Here is a 23,388-nt window from a genome sequence, read left to right as displayed (position 1 = left end):
TGAGATTCTCGCTCAGCGCGGGCGCGCCGTCATCTGTCCGGGATCCATGCCGTAGAACCGCGGAGCGCTCCCCTCACCGGGCCGCGGCCAGGGGTGCTCGCGCAGCACGCGCTCGTCGATGTCGGCGCCCCAGCCCGGCGCGTCGTTCAGCCAGATGTGGCCGTCGCGGATGACGGGCGGTCGGGTCACGAGCGGGCCCTTCCACGGCACGTCATCGATGTCGATCTCCATGATGCGCACGTTGGGCAAGACGGCGCACAGATGCAGAGAGTGCAGATCGGCCAGGTGGCTGTAGTAGTTGTGGGGGGCGATGTTGATCTCGCACGCCTCGGCCAGCCGGCCGATCTGCACGGCTTGTGAGAAGCCGTTCCAGGGCACGTCGACGATGGCCACGTCCACCGCGTGCCGCTCCAGGAACGGCCGGTACTGCCGGAGCGTCACCAGGCTCTCGCAGGAGGCCAGCCGCGTGGAGCTCGCCTGCTTGATCTGCAGCAGGGCCTCGGGGTCCCAGTTGTCGTACTCGAGCCACTGCAGGTCGTACTTCTCCAGCAACCTGGCGATGCGCAGGACCCCCTCGGTCCGGAAGTTGTAGTTGAGGTCCAGACAGAGTCCGATCCGGGGCCCGACGGCGGCGCGGAACGTACCGATGAGGCGGTCGATGGCCTCGAGGATCTCGACCGTGGGCGCACCGTCGGTCGTGTTGATGCCGCTGGCGAAGCCGGGGAAGTACACCGTGGCGGGCTCGCCCGGGATGACCATGTTGGTCTTCAGCGCGGTGAAGCCCCGGGCCACCACCTCGCGGCCGAGGGCCGCGATGTCGTCGTACGTCTTGAGCGTCGGCGTCCCCAGCAGGCTGCCCATCCGTGCCCGCGTCGTCCCGCAGTGGGACCAGTAGAGGCGGACCCGGTCGCGCAGGGGGCCGCCGAACAGCTCGTAGACCGGCACGCCGAGCGCCTTGGCCTTGAGATCCCAGAGGGCCAGCTCGATGCCGGCGATGGCCTTGTGGGAGACCCCGCCGAGATTCTGGCGAACGCGGCGCAGCATGTCCCAGTACAGGCGCTCCACCGGCCGGGGGTCCTGGCCAACCAGGAGGTCGGACAGGTCGCGCACGCAGCCGGCGATGCCGTACGGGCTCCGGTTGTCACTGCACTCGCCCCAGCCGACGAGGCCGCCGTCGGTCTCCAGCCGGACGAACGTCCACGGCCGCCAGCCGCCGTCGCAGTGCAGCGCCTCCACGCGGGAGATCTTCATGCCCGCGCTACCTCCGCGCGATCAGCCGCCGGAAGACCGCACCGTACCGAAAGCCGTAGCCGGCGGCCACCTCGGCGGCATGGCGGCGCAAGCGCTGGCCGATCGTCTCCCCATCGGCCACGTTGAAGCCGGGGAGCTGGCTCTCGTGGCGGATCAAGGCGGCGATCTGTCGGTCGATCGAGTCCGTGACGTCCACGATGATGTTGGGCTGGTCCATCCCCCAGTACCACAGCTCGCGGACCTTGTGCGGCTCGAGGCCCTCGCGGGTGATCTGCTCGGGGAAATGCAGGTGGTCGCGGGCATACGGGTACACGGCGTCGGTGGTGGCGATGCCGGCGTGGCGGTGATCGCGATGCTGGAACCCGGTGGTCCGGTAGGGATCGTGGACGAGCACGGTGTTCGGCCGGTACTGGCGCAGGGCCCGGACGAGGTCGCCCCGGAACTCGCGGGTATCCTCGAGCTCCCCGTCGGGATACCCCAGCATGACCAGGTGCTTGACGCCCATGAAATCGGCGGCGGCCCGCTGCTCCTCGGCGCGTTTCTGGGCCAGCGTGGCCGGCGTCAGCGACCGATCGGCCGTGCCGGCCTGACCGTTCGTGCACAGGACATACGTCACCTCACAGCCCGCCGCCACCCACTTGGCGATCACCCCGCCGGAGGCGATCTCGGCGTCGTCGGGATGCGCGAAGATCACCATCGCCCGGTCGGGCACCTCGGTCACGATCTCGAGTGGTCTCGTCCCCTCAGGCACTGGGTCCCTGGCCTCCCCACAGTCGTCGACTCGCCAGGGCGGCGCCCTGGCGCAACGAGTCGAGCTTGGCCCACACCACGCTGGCCGCGCAGTTCTCCGAGCCGGCGAAGGTGCCGAAGCCGCAATCGGTCGAGGCGATCACGCGCGTGCGGTCGCCGAGCGCCTCCACGGCCCGGCCGATGCGATCGGCCACGACCTCTGGGTGCTCCACGTAGTTGGTGGTCGTATCGATCACCCCGGGCAGGAAGAGCATGGCCTCGGGGAGCCGCTGGCGCGCCAGCACCCGGTACTCGTGCTGATGGCGCGGGTTGGCCAGGGGCAGGGAGATCGCCCCCACCCGGGCGCGGACGATGACGGGCAGGATGGTCTCCAGCGGCACGTCGTGGATGTGGGGTCCCTCGTAGTTGCCCCAGCACACGTGCAGGCGGATGCGATCAGCGGGAATGGCCGCGGTGGCCTGGTTGATGGCTTCGACGTGAAGCTCCACCGCCCGCACGAAGCCGCCCAGCGACTCGTGCTGAAAGAATCGCGCCCGTTCCATGGCCAGGTCCGGGCAGTCGAGCTGCAGGAGCAGGCCTCGCGAGTGGATCAGCTCGTACTCCTTCCGCATCTCCCGGGCCAGGGCCATGACGTAGCGCTCGTGAGACTCGTAGTGGGCGTTCAGGAGGATGGTGGCGACGGTGCCGGGGGAGGCGGCGGTCATGAAGCGCTCCGTGAACTGGCCGGGGGCGGCGGCGGTCGCCCGGAGGAAGAGGTCGCACTCCCGCTCCGCCTCGCGCAGGTCATCGTAGCTCACCTCGCCCAGCGCCTGGGGCGCGTTGGCGCTGCGGGCCGCGTTCTGCCGCCGGGCCTGCAGCATGGCCGCCCAGTCCGGGAACTCGGCCAGGTCACGGGCCAGCGAGCGCTTGCTCTCGCCGCCGAAGCCCCGCATCCGCCGCGCCACGTAGGTGGAAAATCCCGCGCGCGGTTGCTCACCGTCGTTGCCGATGTCGATACCAGCCTCCAGCTGCCGGGCCACCACGGCCCGCACCGCGGCCTCGGCCTGGCGCTCGAATTCGCGCTCGTCGATGGGCTGACCGCGGTCTTGCTTGACGAGGAGATCGCGCAGGACGGGGTCGCGGGGGAGGCTGCCGACGTGGGTGACGAGGATCCGGTCGTCGCTCTTGCGCATGGGTGCGGGCGCCCCGGCATCATAACAGAGATCTCACCGACGTTCGGGTCCGTCGGCGGTATGCTGAGGAGCAAGGAGAGCGAGATCGATGAGCGAGTGCAAGCATGGCTTGCGGCAGGGTTGCGCCTACTGTCACGCCCCCACGCCGCGACCGGTGAGACAGGAGGCCGAGACGAAGAAGCCGGCCCGGACGCGCCTCTCGGACAGGATGAACGACCGCATGACGGCGTTGAAGCGACGATTGCGGGAGATTCGCGGGGAGTAGCGCCCCCCGCGTCGCCCGCTCACGCGGGGGCGGCGAGCGGCTCGGGGGCCAGCGTTTTCACGAAGCAGCGAACGTCGCCCAGGTGTTCGTAGCGCTCGGTGTGAGCGACCAGCCCCGCGCGGGCGGGATCGACGCCGATCCAGCGCAACGCGGCTTCCGTGAGCATCAGGTACGCCCGCCGGGCGCTCAGGCGGTTCTTGAGCAGTCGATGGGCGAGGATGACATCCACCCCCGCCGCCTGACTCCGGCCCCCCACCACATGACGGAGAAAGCTCCCGTGGTGAGCGACGATCTTGAGATCGAGAGCGGAGATGTTGGCGCAGACGTTACACGAACAGGTCTCGGTCGCCTGCATGTCCTGCTGGCGCTGACGGAAGGCGATGAACGCCCCTTCCAGCACCTCGAGCACGCGCTCCGGCGGAACCAGGACGCCATCCGGCCCCAGCGCGAAGACCGCATCCCCCTCGACTTCCTGGATCTGCAGCGGGGGCGCGAGCTTGCCGATGACCTCCTCGAGCAACGCGGCGATGATGGGCGGTCCGTGCTCGAGCTCGGTCGCCGTGACGAACGCGGTGAATCCGGAAATATCGGCCAGGACCAGCATTCCCTGCTCGATGTGGGCATCCATACCAGTGAAACCCCGAACGGGCGACTTCGTGAAAGTGGCCGGGGACGATCAGGCTTGAAGGCCGATGGCCCGGGCGAAGGCCAGGAGCTCGCGGGACGTCTTGACCATGGCCTCGTCGACCATGTCGCCCCGGTAGGACACGGCGGCGATCCCATTCCGGGCCGCCTCGGCCATGGCCGCGATCAGGCCCTGGTGGTAGGCGATCTCGTCGGCCGTCGGCGTGAACACGCGGTTGACGATGGGAACGTGGGTGGGATGCATCACCGTCTGGCCGCGGTAGCCGAGTGCGCGGTTCCAGCGGGCGTCGCGCTCCAGCCCCTCCAGGTCCTTGATGTTCCACCACGAGCTGATCGTCGGATACGCGATGCCCGCCGCCCGCGCGTCGAGGACGACCTTGGAGCGCAGGAAGAGCGTCTCCAGCCCCTCCTTGGACCACTGATAGCCGATGGCGCGGGCGGCGTCGCCCCCGGGGCCGGCCGCCAGGCTCACCCGCTTGACCCGCCGGCATCGGGTGGCGATCTCGTAGACGCTGCGCATGGCCGGGGCTGTCTCGCACGCCAGCGGGGTCTCGATCTGGCCCTCCGGGATGCCCAGCCGGCGCTCCAGGTGTGTCAGCAGCGCGTCGAGCTGGTCCAGGTCGGCCGGGCTCTCCACCTTGGGCAGCAGCACCCGCTCCAGCTCGGGGCACAGCACGGCCTCGAGGTCGTCGAGCGTCAGCCCCGTCGCGAAGCCGTTGATCCGGACGGCGCAGGCCTGGCCCCGGGCCTTGAGCATCCGGACCCCGGCCTTGACGGTGGCGCGCGCCGCGGCCTTCTCGGGCCCGGGCACGGAGTCTTCCAGGTCGAGCATCAGCGTGTCGGCCCCGTAGCTCACGGCCTTCTCGATCCATTCCGGGCGATTGCCGGGAACGTAGAGTGCCGAGCGTGAAGGGGTCATCGCGCCTTGTAGACGGGCTTGCGCTTCTCGGCGAAGGCCCGCGGCCCTTCTCGGGCATCTTCCGTCGTCCGCAGAAACTCCTGGAAGGCTTCCTCCAGCCGCAGGCCGTGCTCCAGCGGCACGCTCTGGCTCCGGATGGCGAGCTCCTTCACGGCGCGCAGGGCCAGCGGGCCATGCTCGCACAGCCGGCCGGCGTACTGCTCCGCCGTGGACAGCAGGTCGCCCCGGGGCACGACCGCATTGACCAGCCCGTAGGCCAGCCCTTCCTGGGCGGTCAGGCGCCGGCCCAGCAGCAGCATCTCCATGGCGATGGCGTAGGGCAGCTGGCGCAGCGCCCGCTGGGTGCCGCCGTTGCCGGGCAGGATGCCGCGCTTGACCTCCGAGATCTCGAACACGGCATGCTCGGCGGCGATCCGGATGTCGGTGGCGAACAGCAGCGTCATTCCCCCGGCCAGGCAGTAGCCGTTGACGGCGGCGATGACCGGCTTCCAGACCTCCAGGCCCCGGTTCAGGATCATACTCTGCTGGGTGAGGAAGAAATCCGCCCGCTCGCGCGTTCGCGTGGTCATGGCCTTGAGATCGGCCCCCGCCGTGAAGGCTTTGTCGCCCGCTCCCGTGACGATGGCGACCCACACGTCGGGGTTGTCGCGCACGTCGGTCCAGGCCGTGGAGAGCCCGGCGTAGACGTCGGGGTCCATCGCGTTCATGGCCTCGGGCCGGTTGATCGTGATGCGAGCGACCCGGTCTTTGACGTCGTAGATGACTTTCATGGCGTGCGCCTACGGGGAAAGCCGCTGCTCGAGACGCTCGAGGCGACGGTACGTTTCGTCAAAGTGCCCGAGCATCTCTTGACGAAGCTCGGTGAACTGGCGATCGCTCTCATCGAACCGGCGATCGATCTCGCCGAAGCGGTGTCCGAGAAACTCGGCGAGCTCCTCATACTCGGTGGGAGTCACGAGCTTATCTCTACCTCAGCAGCCGACTGACCTTCAAGCGTCGACTTCTCGCGACATCGCTACGCCCGCCGATCGCTCTTGGGCCGAATCTCGTCGTTGTGCTCACCGATCTTCGGCGGCGCCCTGCGAATCGCCGGCCGGACGCCGTCGAACGAGAGCGGCAGCCCGACCAGCGGTATCTCGTCGCCGGGCACCGGCTGGAGAATCCCGAGGGCGTCGGTCTGCGGCTGGGCCAGCACGTCGGGCAGGCTGTTGATCGGTGCGCACGGCACGCCGGCGGCCTCCAGGAGGTCGATCCACTCGCCCTTGCTGCGCGTGCGGAGAATGTGTTCGATCTGGCCCAGCAGCTCCGTCTTGTTGGCCTGGCGGGCCGCATTGCCGGTGAAGCGCGCGTCGGTCGCCCACTCGGGGTGCCCCAGCACACCCGCCAGCTTGGCGAAGAGCCGATCGTTGCCGGCCGCCACCAGGATCGGGCCCGTCTTCGTCTCGAAGGCCTGGAACGGGACGAGCCGGCCGCTGCCCGTGCGATGACGGTCGGGCACGGCGCCGGTGGTGGTGAAGAGGGCGATCGGCCCCTTGAGCCAGGCCAGACCCGTCTCCAGCAGCGAGGAGTCCACGACGCACCCCCGCCCGGTGTGGGCGCGCTGGAACAACCCGGCCAGCGCGCCGATGGCCGTCCACATCCCGGTGCCGTAATCGAGCGCCGAGACGCCGATGCGCGTGGGCGGGTCGCTCTCGGCCGCGTTCATGACCATCAGGCCGGCGAAGGCCTGCACCACCGGCTCGTAGGCCGGCTTGAGGGCGAGCGGGCCCTGCCGGCCGAAGGCCCACACGGAGCAGTAGATCAGCCGCGGATAGCGGGCGGTCAGGGCCGCGGGGCCAAGCCCGATGGCGTCGAGGGAGCCGGGGCGGTGGTTCTGGATGAGGACGTCGGCCTGGCCGATGAAGTCGGCGAGCCAGGCCACCGCCTGGGGGTCCTTGAGGTCCACGGTGATCCCGCGCTTGTTGGCGTTCACCGCCAGGTAGCTGGGCGCCACGCCCTGGTAGAACGGCGGCCCCCAGTGCCGGGCGTCGTCGCCTTCCGGCCGCTCGATCTTGACGACGTCCGCTCCAAGGTGGCCGAGGACTTCGGCCGCGTAGGGACCGGCCAGGTTGGCTCCCAGCTCGACGACCGTCACGCCGGTCAGCGGCAGCATCGCAGGCGGCCGGGACCGGTCAGCGGAACAGCGAGCGGGCGATGACCATGCGGTGCACTTCGGACGGCCCTTCACCGATGCGGCGCACGCGGGCCTCTCGATACCAGCGCTCCAGGGGAAACTCCTTGGCCACGCCGTAGCCGCCGTGGATCTGCACGGCGGCGTCGATCACGCGCCCGAGCACCTCGCTGGAGTACAGCTTGGCGATCGAGGCTTCCACACGCGCATCCTCGCCCCGATCGGCTTTCCAGGCCCCCTCCCAGACCAGCCACCGGCAGGCCCGCAGCTCCACCTCGGCGTCTGCCAGCATCCACTGGATGGCCTGACGCTGGCTCAGCGGCACCCCGAAGGTCGACCGCTGCTTGGCGTGCTCGATGGCCATGCGGTGCGCGGCCACGGCCACGCCCAGGTTGCAGGCGGAGTACGGAAAGCGGTTCTTCACCAGGAGGTCGAAGGCGAGGTCCAGCCCTTGCCCCTCGGCGCCGATCAGGTTCTCGGCGGGAATCTCGCAGTCCTCGAACACGACATCGTTGGGCACGGCCGAGGTCCGGATCGTGCGGATGTTCCTGGCCGTGAAGCCCGGCGTGCCCGCCTCCACGATGAAGCAGGAGATGCCGGCCCGGCCCTTGGCCTTGTCGGTGCGCGCCCAGACCACTCCCCACTTCGCGTTGTGGGCGTTGGAGATGAACACCTTGCGTCCGTTCAACACCCACCGATCGCCCCGCCGCTCGGCCCGCGTCTGGATGGCCCCGGCGGGATCGGAGCCGCCCGAGGGCTCGGTTATGGCGAAGAAGGTCCGCCATCCCTCGCGGATGGTGGGCACCGCATATCTGGCGATCTGCTCCTTGCTGCCGGCCCAGATCGCCGGCGGCGGGTAGCGGCCGAAGACGCCGCAGCCGGGGCTGTAGAGCCCCATCCGATGCTGGGCCATCTCCTCCAGGATCACCGACATGCTGAAGGTGTTGAGCCCGCCGCCCCCGTGCTCCTCGGGGGCGCCCAGCGCCCACAACCCCGCCGCCCTGGTCTTGGCGGCCAGCCGCTGGAAATCCTCCTCGGGGATGCCGGGAGCGTCCGGGTCCAGCCGCTGCTCCAGCGGGATGATCTCCTCCCGGATGAAGCGGCGGACCTGGTCGCGGAGGAGGCGGAGCTCGTCGGGGAGGCTGAACCCGGAGAACGCCGTCACAGCGCGGGCGCCGTCAGGAGCCTGAGACGGCGACGACAGGCTCGGCGATGTCCAGGGTCGTCACCCGGCGCAGCTCGCGGCGATAGGTCGTGTCCTCGAAGGGGCGAGCCCGATGCATGGTGGCCCGGTTGTCCCAGATCACGAGGTCGCCGACACGCCAGGAATGGCGATAGACGAACTCGGGCTGGGTGGCGTGCTCGATCAGGTCGCGCAGCAGCAATCGCCCCTCGGGCACCGGCCAGTCGATGATCCGCGAGGCGTGAGAGGCGACGTAGAGCGATTGCCGTCCCGAGCGCGGGATCCTGCGTATCAGCGGGTGGATGGCGCCCTTCAGCTTCTCCTGCTCGTCCTCAGAGAACTCGAACCCGAGGGTCTGCCGGGAGTGGGCAATCGAATGGTGGACACGCAGGCCTTCCAGCCGGGCCTTGATCTCCGCAGGCAACGCGTCGTAGGCGGCGCGCATGTCGGCGAACTCCGTGTCGGCCGCCACGGGCGGGACGACCTTGGCCGAGAGCATCGAGTAGCGGCCCGGCGGATCGACGAACGACGCGTCGGTGTGCCAGAGCCGGTTGCCCAGCGTGTACATGCGACGGCGGTCCCCCTCGCGCTGGATCTCGCCGCGCTCGTCGAGGTTGGAGATGTCGGAGAGCGCCTCGTTGCCCAGTCGGCTCTTGCCGAGGGCGGCCGACCCGGTGCGGGTGTGGAGCTCCCCGTCGAGGCGCTGGGCGAAGGCCAGGTGCTCCTCGTCCGAGAAGGGCTGCTCCCGGAAGACCAGGACGGCGTACTCGTCCATGCCCGCCCGGATCTGGGCCAGGGTGTCCGGATCATGGACCCGGCGTAGATCCACCGGGCTAACCTCGGCGACGAAGTGCGGATGAAGCTTGTGGAAGGTGAGCGCCATGGTCCCCGAGACTAGGCCGGCCCCGGTCCGGGAGTCAAGCGCGCCCCGCCTGGTCAGGTCCCCCGTTGACACGGGCCCCTGTCCCCTGTTAGCGTCCGCCATGCGTCCCTTCGCATAAAGGTTCACTGTCCCGTCACTGTACAGGTCCTACGTCCCTTCGTTCGCGGGAGGTGTCAGATGGCGGAAGCAACCCGGCGTACCCGAACGCTCCTTACGGTCGTAGCCCTCACGTTCCTGCTCGGCTCGCTGGTGCTCCCGCTGCCGGATACCGCCGCGGCGGCCGAGACCCCCCGGAGAGGCGGGATCCTCCTGGCGGCCATCGGCGCCGACCCGCCGAGCCTCGACCCGCACCAGGAGAGCACCTTCGCCAACATCCAGCTGGTCGCGCCCCTCTACAGCACCCTGCTCCAGTTTGACCCGCTGGACTCCTCCAAGATCATCGGCGACGCCGGGACCGAGTGGAAGACCTCGCCCGACGGCCTTACCGTGACCGTCAAGGTCCGTCAGGACATCAAGTTCCACGACGGCTCGAAGCTGACTGCGGCCGACGTCAAGGCGAGCTACGACAAGCTCGTGTTCCCGCCCAAGGGGGTCAAGAGCATCCGGAAGGCGCATTTCGCGGCGGTCAAGGCCATCGAGGCCCCCGACGCCTCCACCGTGGTCTTCAAGCTCAAGCACCCGTCAGCCGCGTTCGTGTCCAACCTGGCCTCGCCCTGGAACGTGATCTTCCCGAAGAAGTACCTGGACAAGGACCCGAACTACTTCAAGACGAATGTCGTGGGATCCGGACCGTTCAAGTTCAAGGACTACACGCGCGGCGCCACGTTCGAGGGTGAGCGCAACCCCGACTACTTCGTCAAGGGCCGCCCCTATCTCGACGGCTACAAGTTCTTCATCAGTCCCGAGACCGCCGTGCGCTCAGCCGCCGTCCGCTCGGGCCGGGCGTACATCGAGTTCCGGGGCTTGCCCATGTCCGAGGTGGAGGCGATCAAGCGGCAGCTCGGCGACAAGGTTACCGTCCAGGAGGCGCCCACGCCCGGCTGGTGGGCGGTCTCGTTCAACCACAAGGTCAAGCCATTCGACGACGTGCGCGTCCGCAAGGCGCTCACGCTTGCCATCGACCGCTACACGATGGGCAAGGTGCTGTTCCCTCTCACCGGGCTCAAGAACGTCGGCGGCCTGGTGCGCCCGGGGACCGAGTGGGCAATGTCGCAGGCCGAGCTCGAGAAGCTCCCCGGGTTCGGGCGGGACATGGACAAGAACCGCGCCGAGGCCAAGAAGCTGCTGGCCGAGGCCGGTTTCCCGAACGGCCTCAAGTTCGTCATGGCGAACCGCAACGTGAAGCTCCCCTACCAGGACTTCGCGGTGTACTTCATCCAGGAGTGGAGGAAGATCGGGGTCGAGGCGACCAACCGGCCACTCGAAACGGCCGCCTGGTTCGACGCCGGCCGGGTCTCGCGGAATTTCGAGACGATGGTCGATCCGCACGTCGACTTCATGGACGAGCCCGACCTGACGCTGGTGGATTTCATCAGCACCAGCCCGCTGACGAACTGGAGCCAGGTCTCGGACCCCCAGCTCGACGACCTCTACGACCGGCAGTCGAGGACCCTGGACAAGGCCGAGCGCAAGAAGCTCGTGAACGAGTTCGAGAAGATCGTGTTCGAGAAGGCGTACTTCGCCCAGGGACTCTGGTGGGTGCGCAACATCGTGCACTGGTCGAAGGTGAAGAACTGGAAGGCCGCGCCCAGCCACTACTCGAACCAGAAACTCCAGGACGTCTGGCTGGCCGAAGATTGACCGGATGAGGTGACCGCGGCATGCGCACCTACATCCTGAAGCGTCTGCTGCTGGTCGTCCCCACCCTGCTGGGGGTCGCGGCCATCGTCTTCCTGATCATGCGGGTGATCCCGGGGGACGTGGCCCTCCTCATCCTGGGTGGGGACGACGGCGGCGGCCAGATCGACCAGGCGCAACTCGATGCCCTGCGGAAGCAGCTCGGGCTGGACCAGCCCCTGATCGTCCAGTTCGGGACGTGGTTGTGGGGGGTGCTGCAGTTCGACTTCGGCAAGTCGCTGTGGACCGGGCAGCCGGTCACCGAGGAATTGCTCATCCGGCTGCCCGTGAGTCTCCAGCTCGCGCTCATGGCCACGCTGGTGTCCGTGATCATCGCCATCCCGCTCGGCATGCTCGCCGCCGTCCGCCAGGACACCTGGGTCGATTATCTGGTCCGCGTGGTCAGCATCGGCGGCCTCGCTATCCCGGGGTTCTGGGTCGGCATCCTCTGCATCCTGTTCCTGGTGATCGTGTTCGGCTGGGGACCCCCGCTGGAGTTCACGCCGCCGTGGGTCGACCCCTGGGCGAACTTTTCGATGATGGTCTGGCCCGTGGTTACCGTCGGCTACCGCTACTCCGCGGTGACCACCCGGATGACCCGGTCCACGGTGCTCGAGGTGCTCCGCGAGGACTACATCCGCACCGCCTGGGCCAAGGGGTTGCGGGAGCGGGTCGTCGTCATCCGTCACGCGCTGAAGAATGCGATGCTACCGGTCATCACGCTGATCGGGACCGAGTTCGCCTTCCTCATCGGCGGCCTCGTCGTCACCGAGACGGTGTTCACCCTGAATGGGATCGGGCGGTTCGTGGTGGACGCCGTCGCGCATCGTGACTACCCTGTGGTGCAGGCCCTGGTGTTCCTGATCGCGTTCAGCTTCGTGATCGTAAACCTGCTCGTCGACCTGACCTACGCCTGGTTCGATCCGCGCATCCGGTACCGGTAGCGTGGCCACGACGGTTCTGACCCACGCCCAGGCCTCGGCCCCCATGGCGCCGCGGCTCACCCTCGGCGAGGAGGTGCTGAAGTTCGCCCGGACGAAGCCCCTCGGCGCGGCCGGCGCGGCGATCATCCTCGGGCTGCTGTTCGTCGCCGCCTTCGCGGACATCCTCGTGCCCTACGATCCGTACCTGGCCGACTACGGATTGCAGTTCGCGCGACCGAGTGTGGAGCACTGGTTCGGGACCGACGAGTTCGGGCGCGACGTGATGAGCCGTATCATGTACGGCGCGCGGATTGCCCTCTTCGTCGGCTTCACGGCCTCGTTCATGGGCTGCACCATCGGTGGTCTGCTCGGGGTGACCAGCGCCTACCTGGGGGGGAAGGTCGATCTCTTCCTCGAGCGCGTGATGGACATGATGCTGGCGTTCCCGCAGCTGATCCTGGCCCTGGCGATCGCCTCGATCCTGGGGCCGGCCGTCGAGAACGTCGTCATCGCAATCTCCATTCCCATCATTCCTCGAGCGGCCCGAGTCGTGCGGTCCGCCGCCCTGTCGGTGAAGGAGCACGTGTATGTGGAGGCCGTGCAAGCGCTCGGGGCGTCGCGGCCCCGCGTCGTGCTGCAACACATCATCCCCAACGTGGTGGCGCCCTACATCATCATCGTGACCGCACAACTGGGAGCCGCCATCCTGGCCGAGGCCGCGCTCAGCTACCTGGGCCTGGGCTCCGCCGAGCCCACGCCGTCCTGGGGGCTGATGCTCTCGGGCTCGGCCCTGTCGTACGCGGAGAAGGCGCCGTGGGTCGCCATCTTCCCGGGCATCGCCATCAGCCTGGGGGTGTTCTCGTTCAATCTCTTCGGCGATTCCTTGCGAGACGCGCTCGACCCCAAGCTGCGGGGACGGTAGGGATTCTCCTGGCTCCGACGTAACCTCCGCGCTCGCGACACGCCAGCCTTGACGCGGCGCAGGTCGCCTCCTAGGCTGCTCCCCGGTGCTTGCCTCAGCGCAGGCGCGGGCATGGAGTGCCGGCCTCGGCCTGGTCGCGCTGGTCACGCTCGGACCGCCGGCCAGCGCGCTTGCCCACGCGAGCAGCCTCGCGACCGGCGAGGTGCACATCTCGGCCGATCTGGTCGCCTACCGACTACGGGTGGCGGCGCGCGACCTGGCGGCAGCCCTGGGCATCGTGACGGATGCGACCAGGCCGATGCCCGCCGCGGCCTTCGACGATCGCCGGTCGGCCCTCGCCCGCTACCTCGCCGAGCGGCTGAGGGTGTTCGCTCAAGACGAGCCGTGTACGGCCGACGCGCCGCTGCTCGACGACGGGGAGGCGTCCGGGGAGCTCGTACTCGTGCTCCGCTACCGCTGTCCCGAGCCGGTCGCCCGACTGGGCCTGCAGTACGGGCTTTTCTTCGAAGTCGACCCGACGCACCGTTCGGTGGGGCGCGTGATGTTGCGCAGCCGCGAGGCGCCATTCACCTTCGACCACTCACACCGCCGGCTCGAGGTTGACATCACCGCGGGCTGGTAACCGCCCTCCGCCTAGCGCCGGGCGACGTCGGCGGCCGCGGCGGCGTCGGCCTTCTTGAAGTCCTCCTCCGTGAAGCCGTACAGGTGCGCGCCCCCCATGAGGATCTGGGCCGCGATCGGCCGCGGCACGTTCTTCAAGAGATTCTCGGACACGTGGGGGAAGTTCGAGTCGAAGTGCGGGTAATCGGTCGACACGCACATCCGATCGGCGCCGATCAGCCCGGCCGTCGCTTCGATCTCGGGCTCGCTGCCCTCCACCGCCGCCCAGCAGTTGCGGCGGAAGTACTCCCGCGGGGTCAGCGTGAGGTAGGGCGCGTGGGAGTCGCGGTACTGGGGATAGTCCCACTCGATGCGGGAGAGCAAGCCGGGCACCCACGAATTCTGGGCCTCCAGGAAGCCGACCCGGAGCTTGGGGTGGAACTCGAACACCCCGCCGATGATCATGGCGATGAGGGCCTGCTGCATCTCGATCCAGTGGCTGGCCACGTGCCGGTAGAAGCGGTTCTCGCCGTAGAGCTCGATCATGCGGGAGTAGATCGCGCTCACGCCCTCGTGGAACCCCCAGGTCACGCCCAGCTCCTCGTGCAGGCTGTAGAGCGGCTCCCAGTAGTTCGAGTGCCAGTAGCGGCCGTTGACGAGGTTGGGCCGGATGAACGAGCCGACCGCCCCCAGCTCCCGCACGCAGCGTACCAGCTCCTTGCAGGCCAGGTGCACGTCGTGCACGGGCAGCATGGCCACGAACTTCAGGCGATGGGGGCTGTACTGGCAGAACTCGTAGATCCAGTTGTTGTACGCCTGGCACAGGGCCAGGGACAGCTGCGGATCCATGCCGTTGCGGCCGAGCAGGGCCAGGCCCGTGGTGGGGTAGAGCACGGCGATGTCGACCCCCTCCATCTCCATGCCCATCACCTGGGCCTCGGGGTTGTAACTCCGCTCGATGGCGAAGTCGAGCCGGCCGGTGTCGAAGAGGCGGGAGCTCGAGAGCGGCTGACTGCTCTGCGCCGAGGTGGCCCGGTGCCGCTTGCGATACTGCTGGATGTCGGAGTCCGAGATGGACATTCCGTCGACGGCGATCATGCCGGCGGCCCATCCCCGGGTGGGCCGGCCGTCGGCCCCGATGGGCAGGCTGACCCGGTCCTTGAGCTTCGGATCCAGATAGCGCTCGAACAGGTCGGGGGGTTCCATGATGTGCATGTCGGAGTCGACGAAGCGGAGTCCATCTTTCATGGCGCGCTCCTTCCCACCCCTGTGCTGGAGAGTGCTCGCACTATAGCTCGCCCAACGGAGGAGTCAATACAGGTGGCAGCCTGTGCACCGACCCCGGTCGGACCGGGGGCCCGAAACGGCAGCGGTGAGGTGTCGCCGGTACTGATTCAGGAATTGATCGATAATTGCCGCGAGGGGGGCGCGATGAGCAAGACCTATCTCGAGCCGAGCGACGTCCAGAAGACCCGGGCCTTCTCGCCCGCCGTCGTGACCGAGGGGGGACGGATCGTCTGGATGGCCGGTCAGACCGCCACGCTGGACGAAGCGGGCAGGAACATCGGCGGCGACTTCGAGGCCCAGACCCGCCGCGTGTTCGCGCTCATGGACCAGACCCTGCGGCGCGTCGGGGGCACGCTGGCCGATCTGGTCACCATGACGGTGTTCATCAAGGAACCGCGGCACGGCGACCACTTCGTGCAGATCCGCAAGGAGCTGTTTCCCGACGGGAAGTTCCCGGCCAGCGCGCTCATCACCGTGTCGAACTTCGCCCGGCCCGGCATGGAAGTCGAGATCCAGGGCATCGCCGTGATCGGGGCCTGATTCGGGACGCGCGTCAGTCCGGGATACCGGCGGTGACGGTGATCTCCACGAGGAGCTCGGGAGCGTTCAGCATCGCCGATACGGTCGTGCGGGCCGGCTTGTTCGTCGGGAAGTATCTCGCGTACTCCTCGTTGTAGGCGGCCAGATCTTCCCGACGGGTCAGATGCGTCGTCGCCGTCAGGACGTTGTCGAGCGACGTGCCGGCCGCCGCCAGGATCAGTTTGATCCGCTCCAGGGCGTTCCGGGTCTGCTCGCGGACGTCCTTGCCGACTACCCCGGTCGTGGGGTGCCTCCCGGTCTGGCCGGCCACGAAGACGAGGTTGCCGAACCTGGTAGCGGCCGACAGGTGAGGGTTGGAGGCGGCGAGATCCACCTGAATGATCTGCTTCGTGGGCATAATAGACCCCTTTCCCGGGGCGAGACGCTCGCCCCCTTAGCCGATCGGAGGGCTAGCGATGGCGACACCCAGGCCGCACCGGATCGACGTCCACCACCACCATACGCCGCCGCCTTATCTCGCGGCTATCACGGCGCGGAGCATCCCGGGCCCCGTGCGCGACTGGACGCCCGAGAAGTCGCTCGCCGACATGGACCGGGCGGGCGTGGCCACGGCCCTGACCTCCATCACCACGCCCGCGCTGAGATTCCTGGACGACGGCGACGCGCGCAAGCTGGCCCGTGAGTGCAACGAATACTCGGCCCGGCTCGCCGGGGACTCCCGCGGCCGCTTCGGCATGTTCGCCGTGATGCCCATGCCCCACGTCGACGCCACCCTGGAGGAGATCGCCTACGCGCTGGACACGCTCAAGGCCGACGGCATCGGCCTGCTCACCAGCTACGGCGACAAGTGGCTCGGCGATCCGTCATTCGCCCCCGTGCTGGACGAGCTGAATCGCCGCCGGGCGGTCGTCTACACGCACCCGACCACCGCCAACTGCTGCGGCAACCTCATTCCCGATGTGCCGGAATCGATCATCGAGTGGGGGACGGACACCACGCGGACGATCGCCAGCCTGGTGTTCAGCGGCACCGCCGCCCGCTGCCGGGATCTGAAGATCATCTTCTCTCACGGCGGTGGGACCATGCCGTTCTTGACCGAGCGCTTCGTGCGCTTGCCCCTGATCAACAAGAGCCTGGCCGCCCGCGTGCCGAACGGCGTGGAGCACGAGCTCCGGCGCTTCTACTACGACACCGCCCAGGCCGCTCATCCCTACGCGCTGGCGTCGCTCCTGAAGCTCGTGGCGGTGTCGCAGGTCGTGTTCGGGACGGATTTCCCGTATCGGACCGCCGCCGACCACGTCAAGGGACTGGCGGACTACGGATTCGGCTCCACCGAGCTGCGGGCGATCGAGCGCGACAACACGGTGCGGCTCCTGCCCCGGCTCGGGGCGTAGCCGAGGCTCAGCGCAGGGCCTGCCGCCCGAACTCCTGGGCCCAGGTGTCCCAGGTGAGGGCCGCGTGGTGGGACGCCGCGTGGGCGTCACGATGCAAGCGCTGGATGGGCTCGGAGTCCAGCAGGGGCAGCCGACGCAGCCGTTCGGCCTCGGCCGCTCGCTGCTTGAGCGCGGGCACCAACCGCGCGGCCCGCTCGAGCAGCGCCTCGCGAAGCGTCGTCTCGCCTCCGACCACGCGGCTCACCGCGCGACTATACAGAACTCCCCTTGCCTTGGCGAGCGCCCGGTGGTACACGCGCGTTCAGGTGAGGGGCCGTTGCTGAGCGAAGAGCAGAACAGGATCTTGACGGCGGTCGGCGCGGGCACGCCGGTGGGCGAGTTGCTGCGGCGGTACTGGATGCCCATCGCCGCCGTCGCCGAGCTGGAAGACACTCCGATCAAGCCCGTGCGCCTGCTCGCTGAAGACCTGCTGCTCTACCGGGACGGGCGCGGGACGTTCGGGCTCCTGGACCGCCACTGCGCCCACCGCCGGGCCGATCTCGCCTGCGGGATCGTCGAGGACCGCGGGCTGCGCTGCCACTATCACGGCTGGCTCTACGGGGAGACGGGCCAGTGCCTGGCCCAGCCGTTCGAGGAGACCGTCCACCCCGAGGCGCGCTACAAGGATCGCATCAAGCTCACCGCCTATCCGGTCGAGGCCAAGGCCGGGCTGCTGTGGGCCTATCTCGGGCCCCCGCCGGCCCCGCTGGTGCCGACGTGGGAGCCCTTCACCTGGGAGAACGGCTTCGTCCAGATCGTGTTCTCCGAGGTCCCCTGCAACTGGCTCCAGGCCCAGGAGAACTCCATCGACCCCGTGCACTTCGAGTGGCTGCACGGCAACTGGTCGCGCGTGCTGCGCGGCCTCGACGGGGCCCGGTCGCCCACCCACCTGAAGATCGGCTTCGACCTGTTCGAGTACGGCTTCGTGTACCGGCGCGTCCTCGAAGGCCAGACGGAGACGGACGAGTTGTGGACGGTGGGGCGCACCTGCCTGTGGCCGAACTGTCTGTTCACCGGCGGTCACTTCGAGTGGCGCGTGCCCGTCGACGACGAGCACACGCTCAGTGTGGGCTGGTTCTTCGACCGCGTGCCCAACGAGATGGAGCCGTTCACGCAGGAGCGTATCCCGTACTGGTACAGCCCGATCAGGGATCCACGGACCGGCCGGTGGATCACCACGCACATCATGAACCAGGACTTCGTGGCCTGGACTGGTCAGGGGGCCGTCGCCGACCGTACGCGCGAGCATCTGGGAGAGAGCGACCGCGGAATCGTCATGATGCGCCGGAAGCTGCTCGAGCAGGCCGAGGTCGTTCGCCGCGGGGGCGAGCCCATGGCCGTCGTTCGCGACCGCGAGCAGAACCGGTGCATCGGCCTGCCCATCATCGGCCGCGACCGCTACGTCAAGGGCGCCGCGCGGGACCGCTACCAGGAAGCCCGGGGCACCCCGGGACCCGTCCTGCCCGAGGGCTTTCCGTTCCTGGCCGGCCAACCCGCGGAGATCCGCGCCGCCTTTCGGCGCGCCATGGGCCTGGACGGCTAGCCGCCGACGGCGATGGCCTCCATCGTCCTCGGTCTCGGCACCTCGCACACGCCGTTGCTGAGCCTGCCCGCGGAGCTCTGGCCCGCCTATGCCCGGCGCGACGAAGGCAACCGCGAGCTCGCCTACCCGCCGCACGGGCTCGTGATGTCCTACCAGGAGGCCTTGACCTCCGTCCCGCCCGAGATCCGGGCGCGGTACCGGGGGCCGGAGATCTTCGGCGAGCAGGCCCAGGCGTGCCGGCGGGCGCTCGACGAGCTGTCCGGCACGCTGCGCCGGATCAAGCCCGACATCACCGTGATCATCGGCGACGACCAGGACGAGTGGTTCTTCGAGGACAACATGCCAGCGTTCGCCGTGTACTGGGGAGACAGCGCGCCGCTCATCCCCCGCCGGCCCGAGGGCTCGGGCCCCGCCCGCGAGCTCGCGGAGCTGGCCGGGCGAAACTACGGTGACGTCCCCCTGGACGTGCCGGTGGCCAGCCGCTTCGGCCGCTTCCTGATCGAATACCTGATGGAGCACGAGTTCGACGTCGCTCACATGCGCCACGTGAGGCAGCCCTACGGCGGGCGCGTCGCCCGGCGGTACCCGACGCGGCAGGGGGAGCTGGACTATGTGAGGGAGACGGCTCCCCGCGAGCAGGGCCTGCCGCACGCCGCCGCCTTCGTCGTCAAGCGGCTCTTCGACAACGCTCCCGGGATGATCCTGCCCGTGTTCCAGAACACCTGCTACCCGCCCAATCAGCCGACACCCCGGCGGTGCTTCGCGCTCGGCGAAGCCATCGCGGGAGCGGTGGCGGCATGGCCGGAGCCGGCCTCGGTGGCGATCGTCGCCTCCGGTGGCCTGAGCCACTTCGTCGTCGACGAGGAGCTCGACCGGACGTTGCTGGAGGCTCTGGCCCGGAGGAATGCGCCGGCGCTCTGCTCGCTGCCCCGCCACCGCCTGCATTCGGCCGGCTCGGAGAGCCTGAACTGGGTGGCGCTCGGCGGCGCGATGCACCACACGCCCCTGACGATGGAGCTGTTGGCCTACGTCCCCGTCTACCGGACGCCGGCCGGCACGGGAGGCGGCTGGGCCTTCGCCCGCTGGCAGTGAATCAGGCTTCGAGCCCGACGTACAGCTCGCCCCGCTCCTCCTTGAGCCGATAGCTCTTGAGCCCCATCTGGGCGTCGGCCAGCGGCGCCCCGGTCTTGAGATCGAACTGCCACATGTGCTCGAGACAGGTCAGGACGGAGCCATCGTGGATCCCCTGCTCGAGGGCGACGGCCTCGTGGGGGCAGAGCGCCTGATACGCGTAGTACGCCTCCGCGGCATTGACGATGAGGACATCGAGTCCGTCCACCGAGAACTGCTTCATCCCGTTCGCCGGCACGTCCTCGGCTCGACAGACGCGCTTCCACGCCGCAGTCCCGTCCTCGGCGCCGGCCGCCGTACTGGCGATGGCTTGCAGCTCGGCCTCGCTCTTCTTGTTGGCGCCGGCGAGCCCCGGCTCGTAGCGGAGCCGCGCGACGGGTCGGCCGCCGACGATGTGGGAGGTCAGGATGTCGTCCAGGTCGGACTCCTGGACGCCCGCGTACCAGACGTTTTCGGGGTAGACCACGATCATCGGGCCGTGGCCGCACTGGGAGAAGCAGCCGGCCTTGTTGACGCGCACTTCCACCTGCCGGCCGGCCCGCTTCGCGCCTTCCCGGAGGATCTTCACGTACCGCTCGACGTCGCCCTGCGCCGGACACGTTTCGCCGCTCGTGCAGACGAACACGTGACGCTCGTACTGGCCCATCGTGGCTCCTTTCCCGGATTAATTCCATGGGGGGCTCCGGGCGCCCCCCATACCCCCCAACCCTCAGCCCGGCCCGGCCTAGCCGGCCCGGGCCTCGACCTCACGCTCCGTCACGGGGGCTCCGGGCGGCCCCCCATACCCCCCAACCCTCCGGCCCGGCCCAGCCGGCCCGGGCCTCGACCTCACAATCGTTCAGCTGAACTTGTCGTAGCGAATGTCGGCCGGCGGCAGCCGGGCCTCGCGCAGCAACAGCCGGAGGCTCGCGTCCACCATCGGCGGCGGCCCCGCCACGTAGGCTCGGACTTCGGCGAAGCGCTCGCGCATGCCCTCCCCGGCGACCGCGTGGACCAGGCCCCGGGCGAACCGGAAGGCCGGATACGCGGCGGGCAGCGCGGCCGGGATGTCCTCGTCGGAGAGCGCCACCGTGACCGCCAGTCGGGAAGGATAGCGCGCCCGGAAGCTCTCCAGCTCGTCGAGGAAGAAGACGTCCTGCGCGGTCCGGATCCCGAAGAAGACCTGACCGTCCCAGGCGGCGAAGTGGCCGGCCTGACAGGCCCGTGACAGGATCGACATCATGCCGGCCAGGCCGCTGCCGCCCGCGATACACAGCAGGTGACGGGGCACGCCGGGATGGAACGTCGCGTGCCCCAGCGGCGCGAACAGGGCGACGCGCGCGCCGTCGACGCCACCGCCGAACAGCCACTCGCTCACCTCGCCCCCGGGCTTCTTTTTGACCACGAAGGCCAGGCGCTGGGCCCGACGGTCGAAGTTCACCATCGAGTAGGCGCGGGCCCCGACGATCCCGGGGACGCGGAGCAGGGCGAACTGGCCGGCCGCGAAGTCGAGCGGCTCGTCGAGCCCCACCTCGAACGCGGCGATATCGGCCGTGAGGCGACGGAACGCGCCGAGGCTTCCGCCCAGCGCGCGCGGCGGCGTCGCCTCCGGTTCCGCGGGCTTGAGGGCACCGCCCACCTGGAGCGCGCAATCCTCCAGCGCCACGCTCTGACACATGAGGATGTCGGCCGCCGTCTTCAGATATCGGCGGCCCGGGGCGTCGGGCCACTGGCTCTCGGCCCGCCCGCTGACCAGGGTCGCCTTGCACGTCCCGCACGTGCCCGTGGCGCACTCGTAGGGCAGCTCCACGCCGTGCCGAAGGCCGGCGTGAAGGATCTTCTCTCCGGGATCGCACGCGAAGTCGCGGGTCCCATTCCGGGCGGTGACGGTGATGTCCACGGGCGCGCGTTGGTAGCCTGTTGGCTGTGATTGGGCATCGTAATCCCGGCGTACACACAGCGCAAGGCGACCGGCTCGTCGCCGAACGCTCTTGCTAGTCAGGCGTGTTGATGGCGTGGCAGGCGACGAGGCGCCCCGGGGCGGCCTCCTTGAGCAGGGGCTCCACCTCCGAGCAGATCGCCATGCGCAGGGGGCACCGGGGGTGGAAGCGGCACCCCGCGGGCGGGTTCAGCGGGCTGGGGACCTCTCCCGACAGCACGACACGACTCCTGCGGAACGAGGGGTGCAAGGGCAGCGCCGCCGAGAGCAGCGCCTGCGAGTAGGGGTGCAGCGGGTTACTGTAGACGTCCTGCGATTGCCCCGTCTCGACGATCTTCCCGGCGTACATCACGTTGAGGCGGGTGCTGATGTAGCGCATGGTGGCCAGGTCGTGGGAGATGACGAAGTAGCTCAGGCCCAGTCGTTGCTGGATGTCCTTCAGCAGATTGAGCACCTGGGCGCGGATGGAGACATCGAGCGCGCTCACGGGCTCGTCCAGGATGATGGACTTCGGATAGGTCACCAGCGCGCGAGCCACGGCGATGCGCTGACGCTGGCCGCCGCTGAACTCGTGAGGAAAGCGGTCACCGCTGGCGAGGCTCAGCCCCACCTCCGACAACACCTGCGCTAATCGCTCTCTGGCCTGGGGCTTGGGAGTGTCGCGCGGAAGGGGCTCGGCGATGATCGTCGCCACCCGCATCCGGGGATTGAGGGAGCTCCACGGGTCCTGGAATACGGCCTGTACCGTCTGCCGATACCGGGCGAAGTCCTCCCGGGTGAACTGGCCGAGGTCCTTGCCGTAAAAGCGCAAGGTGCCTTCGGTAGGCTGCTCCAGCAGCAGGAAGAGCTTGGCCAGGGTGGTCTTGCCCGAGCCGGATTCCCCCACCAGCCCCACCGTCTCTCCCTCCTTGAGGCTGACGTTCACATGGTCGACCGCTTTGATCCACCCCGTGACCCGGTTGAAAACCAGTCCCCTGGTGACGGGAAAGTGCTTGCGGAGCCCCGCGCCTTCCAGAATGGTCTGCACGCTCACGGCTCCTTCACCGCCAGCCAGCACTTGGTCACGTGGCCGGGAGAGACTTCCACCTCGGGTGGGTAGGCTTCCCGGCACCTCTCCATCGCCTTGGGACAGCGGGGGGCGAAGCTGCATCCCGTGGGAAGGTTGGCCAGATCAGGCGGCTGACCCGGGATGTCTACCAGACGGGCCTCCAGGCGGTCGGACCGGGGCACGCACCGCAGCAGCGCCTCCGTGTAGGGGTGGGCGGGGTTGTCGAAGATTTCTTCGGTGGTGCCCATCTCCACGATCTTCCCCGCGTACATCACCGCCACCTTGTGAGCGGTGGCGGCTACGATGCCGAAGTCGTGCGTGATGAAGATGATCGAGATCTGAAACCGCTGCTGGATCTCCCGGAGCAGCTCCATGTACTGGGCCTGGATGGTGACGTCCAGTGAGGTGGTTGGTTCGTCGGCGATGAGCAATCGGGGCTGGCAGGACAGCGCGATCGCGCCGCTGACCCTCTGCCGCATGCCGCCGGACATCTGGTGGGGGTAGTCGAACATCCGGGACTCCGCGGAGGGGATCTTGAGTCGGGAGAGGGCCTCGGCCACCCGCCGCCGCAGCTCCCCGCCCCCGACCCTCTGGTGCAGGCGCACCGCCTCCCCGACCTGGTCGCCGATGCTGAAGGCGGGGTTGAGGGAGGTCATCGGGTCCTGCAGGACCATGGAGATCCGGCTGCCGCGGATGCGACGCATCTCGCGGGGCTTGAGCTTGAGAATGTTCTGGCCTTCGAGGAGCACTTCACCGTCGACGATGCGCCCGGCGGGTTCGGGAACGAGGCGAAGGAGAGAGAGGGCGGTCACGGACTTGCCCGAGCCCGACTCACCAACGACGGCCAGTGTCTCACCCGGGTCGAGAGAGAACGAGACACCGTCGACCGCCTTCAGGGTGCCGCGGCGGGTGAAGAAGTAGGTCTTGAGGTCTCGAACCTCCAGGAGAGGAACGGGACCGCCCACGGGC

General features: G+C 68.8%; 26 protein-coding genes. 9 read left to right on the top strand and 17 right to left on the bottom strand.

The features are described from left to right. Nucleotides 1-12 precede the first annotated feature (12 nt). Genes VFR64_07540 through VFR64_07530 form a run of 3 tightly spaced genes read right to left on the bottom strand, consistent with a single transcriptional unit; the run spans nucleotide 13 to nucleotide 3,173 of the window. On the bottom strand, nucleotides 13-1,251 hold the full coding sequence (locus VFR64_07540; GenBank protein ID HET9489590.1) for a mandelate racemase/muconate lactonizing enzyme family protein: 1,239 nt from the start codon (nucleotides 1,249-1,251) through the stop codon (nucleotides 13-15). Nucleotides 1,252-1,258: 7 nt separating this feature from the next. Beyond that, on the bottom strand, nucleotides 1,259-1,972 hold the full coding sequence (locus VFR64_07535; GenBank protein ID HET9489589.1) for a PIG-L deacetylase family protein: 714 nt from the start codon (nucleotides 1,970-1,972) through the stop codon (nucleotides 1,259-1,261). Between the two features lie 22 nt (nucleotides 1,973-1,994). Continuing rightward, complete coding sequence (locus VFR64_07530) at nucleotides 1,995-3,173, bottom strand: methionine synthase (GenBank protein ID HET9489588.1); 1,179 nt, start codon at nucleotides 3,171-3,173, stop codon at nucleotides 1,995-1,997. A gap of 88 nt (nucleotides 3,174-3,261) precedes the next feature. On the opposite strand from VFR64_07530, the gene VFR64_07525 reads away from it, so the two are divergent. Then, a complete protein-coding gene (locus VFR64_07525; protein HET9489587.1) occupies nucleotides 3,262-3,438 on the top strand; it encodes a hypothetical protein in 177 nt (58 codons plus the stop codon). A 19-nt stretch (nucleotides 3,439-3,457) separates the two neighbouring features. On the opposite strand, the gene VFR64_07520 is transcribed toward VFR64_07525, so the two are convergent. Genes VFR64_07520 through VFR64_07490 form a run of 7 tightly spaced genes read right to left on the bottom strand, consistent with a single transcriptional unit; the run spans nucleotide 3,458 to nucleotide 9,238 of the window. After that, a complete protein-coding gene (locus VFR64_07520) occupies nucleotides 3,458-4,066 on the bottom strand; it encodes a DUF2652 domain-containing protein (protein HET9489586.1) in 609 nt (202 codons plus the stop codon). Between the two features lie 48 nt (nucleotides 4,067-4,114). Then, complete coding sequence (locus tag VFR64_07515; GenBank protein ID HET9489585.1) at nucleotides 4,115-5,002, bottom strand: CoA ester lyase; 888 nt, start codon at nucleotides 5,000-5,002, stop codon at nucleotides 4,115-4,117. Then, nucleotides 4,999-5,772 (bottom strand): enoyl-CoA hydratase-related protein, encoded by a 774-nt coding sequence (locus VFR64_07510; protein HET9489584.1) that lies wholly within the window; start codon nucleotides 5,770-5,772, stop codon nucleotides 4,999-5,001. The genes VFR64_07515 and VFR64_07510 overlap by 4 nt, the downstream gene beginning before the upstream one ends. 9 nt (nucleotides 5,773-5,781) lie before the next feature. Continuing rightward, nucleotides 5,782-5,958, bottom strand: coding sequence for a hypothetical protein (locus VFR64_07505; GenBank protein HET9489583.1), 177 nt, complete (start codon nucleotides 5,956-5,958; stop codon nucleotides 5,782-5,784). Nucleotides 5,959-6,017: 59 nt separating this feature from the next. Then, nucleotides 6,018-7,154 carry a CoA transferase gene (locus VFR64_07500; GenBank protein HET9489582.1) on the bottom strand — a complete coding sequence of 379 codons (1,137 nt, stop codon included), beginning with the start codon at nucleotides 7,152-7,154 and terminating at the stop codon, nucleotides 6,018-6,020. Nucleotides 7,155-7,173: 19 nt separating this feature from the next. Further along, a complete protein-coding gene (locus VFR64_07495) occupies nucleotides 7,174-8,337 on the bottom strand; it encodes an acyl-CoA dehydrogenase family protein (GenBank protein ID HET9489581.1) in 1,164 nt (387 codons plus the stop codon). A gap of 13 nt (nucleotides 8,338-8,350) precedes the next feature. Beyond that, nucleotides 8,351-9,238, bottom strand: coding sequence for a TauD/TfdA family dioxygenase (locus VFR64_07490; GenBank protein HET9489580.1), 888 nt, complete (start codon nucleotides 9,236-9,238; stop codon nucleotides 8,351-8,353). Nucleotides 9,239-9,415: 177 nt separating this feature from the next. Between VFR64_07490 and VFR64_07485 the strand changes: the two genes are divergently transcribed. The 4 genes from VFR64_07485 to VFR64_07470 all read left to right on the top strand — a co-directional run bounded on the left by VFR64_07485 (nucleotide 9,416) and on the right by VFR64_07470 (nucleotide 13,541). Continuing rightward, on the top strand, nucleotides 9,416-11,038 hold the full coding sequence (locus VFR64_07485; GenBank protein HET9489579.1) for an ABC transporter substrate-binding protein: 1,623 nt from the start codon (nucleotides 9,416-9,418) through the stop codon (nucleotides 11,036-11,038). A gap of 20 nt (nucleotides 11,039-11,058) precedes the next feature. Continuing rightward, on the top strand, nucleotides 11,059-12,018 hold the full coding sequence (locus VFR64_07480; protein ID HET9489578.1) for an ABC transporter permease: 960 nt from the start codon (nucleotides 11,059-11,061) through the stop codon (nucleotides 12,016-12,018). Between the two features lies 1 nt (nucleotide 12,019). Beyond that, the gene (locus tag VFR64_07475) at nucleotides 12,020-12,919 is read left to right on the top strand and encodes an ABC transporter permease (protein ID HET9489577.1); all 900 of its coding nucleotides are present in this window, start codon (nucleotides 12,020-12,022) and stop codon (nucleotides 12,917-12,919) included. Between the two features lie 85 nt (nucleotides 12,920-13,004). Then, nucleotides 13,005-13,541, top strand: a complete 537-nt coding sequence (locus VFR64_07470; GenBank protein HET9489576.1) for a hypothetical protein — start codon at nucleotides 13,005-13,007, stop codon at nucleotides 13,539-13,541. A gap of 11 nt (nucleotides 13,542-13,552) precedes the next feature. Here the strand turns inward: VFR64_07470 and VFR64_07465 are convergent, their stop codons facing one another. Next, nucleotides 13,553-14,767 carry an amidohydrolase family protein gene (locus VFR64_07465; protein HET9489575.1) on the bottom strand — a complete coding sequence of 405 codons (1,215 nt, stop codon included), beginning with the start codon at nucleotides 14,765-14,767 and terminating at the stop codon, nucleotides 13,553-13,555. A gap of 183 nt (nucleotides 14,768-14,950) precedes the next feature. Here VFR64_07465 and VFR64_07460 point away from each other — a divergent pair, with 183 nt between their 5' ends. Continuing rightward, the gene (locus VFR64_07460) at nucleotides 14,951-15,346 is read left to right on the top strand and encodes a RidA family protein (GenBank protein HET9489574.1); all 396 of its coding nucleotides are present in this window, start codon (nucleotides 14,951-14,953) and stop codon (nucleotides 15,344-15,346) included. A 13-nt stretch (nucleotides 15,347-15,359) separates the two neighbouring features. Here VFR64_07460 and VFR64_07455 read toward each other — a convergent pair whose 3' ends face one another. Then, nucleotides 15,360-15,743: a RidA family protein gene (locus VFR64_07455; protein HET9489573.1), complete on the bottom strand. Its 384-nt coding sequence runs from the start codon at nucleotides 15,741-15,743 to the stop codon at nucleotides 15,360-15,362. A gap of 58 nt (nucleotides 15,744-15,801) precedes the next feature. Here VFR64_07455 and VFR64_07450 point away from each other — a divergent pair, with 58 nt between their 5' ends. Further along, entirely contained in the window at nucleotides 15,802-16,740 is a 939-nt protein-coding gene (locus tag VFR64_07450; GenBank protein ID HET9489572.1) for an amidohydrolase family protein, read from the top strand. A 7-nt stretch (nucleotides 16,741-16,747) separates the two neighbouring features. On the opposite strand, the gene VFR64_07445 is transcribed toward VFR64_07450, so the two are convergent. Continuing rightward, nucleotides 16,748-16,984, bottom strand: a complete 237-nt coding sequence (locus VFR64_07445) for a hypothetical protein (protein ID HET9489571.1) — start codon at nucleotides 16,982-16,984, stop codon at nucleotides 16,748-16,750. Between the two features lie 99 nt (nucleotides 16,985-17,083). On the opposite strand from VFR64_07445, the gene VFR64_07440 reads away from it, so the two are divergent. Together VFR64_07440 and VFR64_07435 are read left to right on the top strand one after the other, a co-directional pair. Continuing rightward, nucleotides 17,084-18,322 carry an aromatic ring-hydroxylating dioxygenase subunit alpha gene (locus VFR64_07440; GenBank protein HET9489570.1) on the top strand — a complete coding sequence of 413 codons (1,239 nt, stop codon included), beginning with the start codon at nucleotides 17,084-17,086 and terminating at the stop codon, nucleotides 18,320-18,322. 12 nt (nucleotides 18,323-18,334) lie between these two features. Further along, nucleotides 18,335-19,414 carry a hypothetical protein gene (locus tag VFR64_07435; GenBank protein ID HET9489569.1) on the top strand — a complete coding sequence of 360 codons (1,080 nt, stop codon included), beginning with the start codon at nucleotides 18,335-18,337 and terminating at the stop codon, nucleotides 19,412-19,414. A 1-nt stretch (nucleotide 19,415) separates the two neighbouring features. Here the strand turns inward: VFR64_07435 and VFR64_07430 are convergent, their stop codons facing one another. The 4 genes from VFR64_07430 to VFR64_07415 form a co-directional block, all read right to left on the bottom strand. Next, nucleotides 19,416-20,099: a Rieske 2Fe-2S domain-containing protein gene (locus VFR64_07430; protein ID HET9489568.1), complete on the bottom strand. Its 684-nt coding sequence runs from the start codon at nucleotides 20,097-20,099 to the stop codon at nucleotides 19,416-19,418. 192 nt (nucleotides 20,100-20,291) lie between these two features. Continuing rightward, entirely contained in the window at nucleotides 20,292-21,332 is a 1,041-nt protein-coding gene (locus VFR64_07425) for a 2Fe-2S iron-sulfur cluster binding domain-containing protein (protein HET9489567.1), read from the bottom strand. A 94-nt stretch (nucleotides 21,333-21,426) separates the two neighbouring features. Continuing rightward, a complete protein-coding gene (locus VFR64_07420; GenBank protein ID HET9489566.1) occupies nucleotides 21,427-22,398 on the bottom strand; it encodes an oligopeptide/dipeptide ABC transporter ATP-binding protein in 972 nt (323 codons plus the stop codon). Between the two features lie 2 nt (nucleotides 22,399-22,400). Next, the gene (locus VFR64_07415) at nucleotides 22,401-23,384 is read right to left on the bottom strand and encodes an ABC transporter ATP-binding protein (GenBank protein HET9489565.1); all 984 of its coding nucleotides are present in this window, start codon (nucleotides 23,382-23,384) and stop codon (nucleotides 22,401-22,403) included. Nucleotides 23,385-23,388 lie beyond the last annotated feature (4 nt).

The organism is Candidatus Methylomirabilota bacterium (assembly GCA_035709005.1).
In the GTDB taxonomy this organism is placed as follows: Bacteria; Methylomirabilota; Methylomirabilia; order Rokubacteriales; family CSP1-6; genus 40CM-4-69-5.
Note: the sequence above shows the minus strand (reverse complement) of the source record. Positions and strands in the feature narration are given on the sequence as shown.

Coding starts and splice junctions, on each gene's coding strand:
- VFR64_07540 (HET9489590.1), bottom strand. CDS start 1,251: ATGAAGATCTCCCGCGTGGAGGCGCTGCACTGCGACGGCGGCTGGCGG.
- VFR64_07530 (HET9489588.1), bottom strand. CDS start 3,173: ATGCGCAAGAGCGACGACCGGATCCTCGTCACCCACGTCGGCAGCCTC.
- VFR64_07525 (HET9489587.1), top strand. CDS start 3,262: ATGAGCGAGTGCAAGCATGGCTTGCGGCAGGGTTGCGCCTACTGTCAC.
- VFR64_07520 (HET9489586.1), bottom strand. CDS start 4,066: ATGGATGCCCACATCGAGCAGGGAATGCTGGTCCTGGCCGATATTTCC.
- VFR64_07515 (HET9489585.1), bottom strand. CDS start 5,002: ATGACCCCTTCACGCTCGGCACTCTACGTTCCCGGCAATCGCCCGGAA.
- VFR64_07510 (HET9489584.1), bottom strand. CDS start 5,772: ATGAAAGTCATCTACGACGTCAAAGACCGGGTCGCTCGCATCACGATC.
- VFR64_07500 (HET9489582.1), bottom strand. CDS start 7,154: ATGCTGCCGCTGACCGGCGTGACGGTCGTCGAGCTGGGAGCCAACCTG.
- VFR64_07490 (HET9489580.1), bottom strand. CDS start 9,238: ATGGCGCTCACCTTCCACAAGCTTCATCCGCACTTCGTCGCCGAGGTT.
- VFR64_07485 (HET9489579.1), top strand. CDS start 9,416: ATGGCGGAAGCAACCCGGCGTACCCGAACGCTCCTTACGGTCGTAGCC.
- VFR64_07480 (HET9489578.1), top strand. CDS start 11,059: ATGCGCACCTACATCCTGAAGCGTCTGCTGCTGGTCGTCCCCACCCTG.
- VFR64_07465 (HET9489575.1), bottom strand. CDS start 14,767: ATGAAAGATGGACTCCGCTTCGTCGACTCCGACATGCACATCATGGAA.
- VFR64_07460 (HET9489574.1), top strand. CDS start 14,951: ATGAGCAAGACCTATCTCGAGCCGAGCGACGTCCAGAAGACCCGGGCC.
- VFR64_07455 (HET9489573.1), bottom strand. CDS start 15,743: ATGCCCACGAAGCAGATCATTCAGGTGGATCTCGCCGCCTCCAACCCT.
- VFR64_07450 (HET9489572.1), top strand. CDS start 15,802: ATGGCGACACCCAGGCCGCACCGGATCGACGTCCACCACCACCATACG.
- VFR64_07435 (HET9489569.1), top strand. CDS start 18,335: ATGGCCTCCATCGTCCTCGGTCTCGGCACCTCGCACACGCCGTTGCTG.
- VFR64_07430 (HET9489568.1), bottom strand. CDS start 20,099: ATGGGCCAGTACGAGCGTCACGTGTTCGTCTGCACGAGCGGCGAAACG.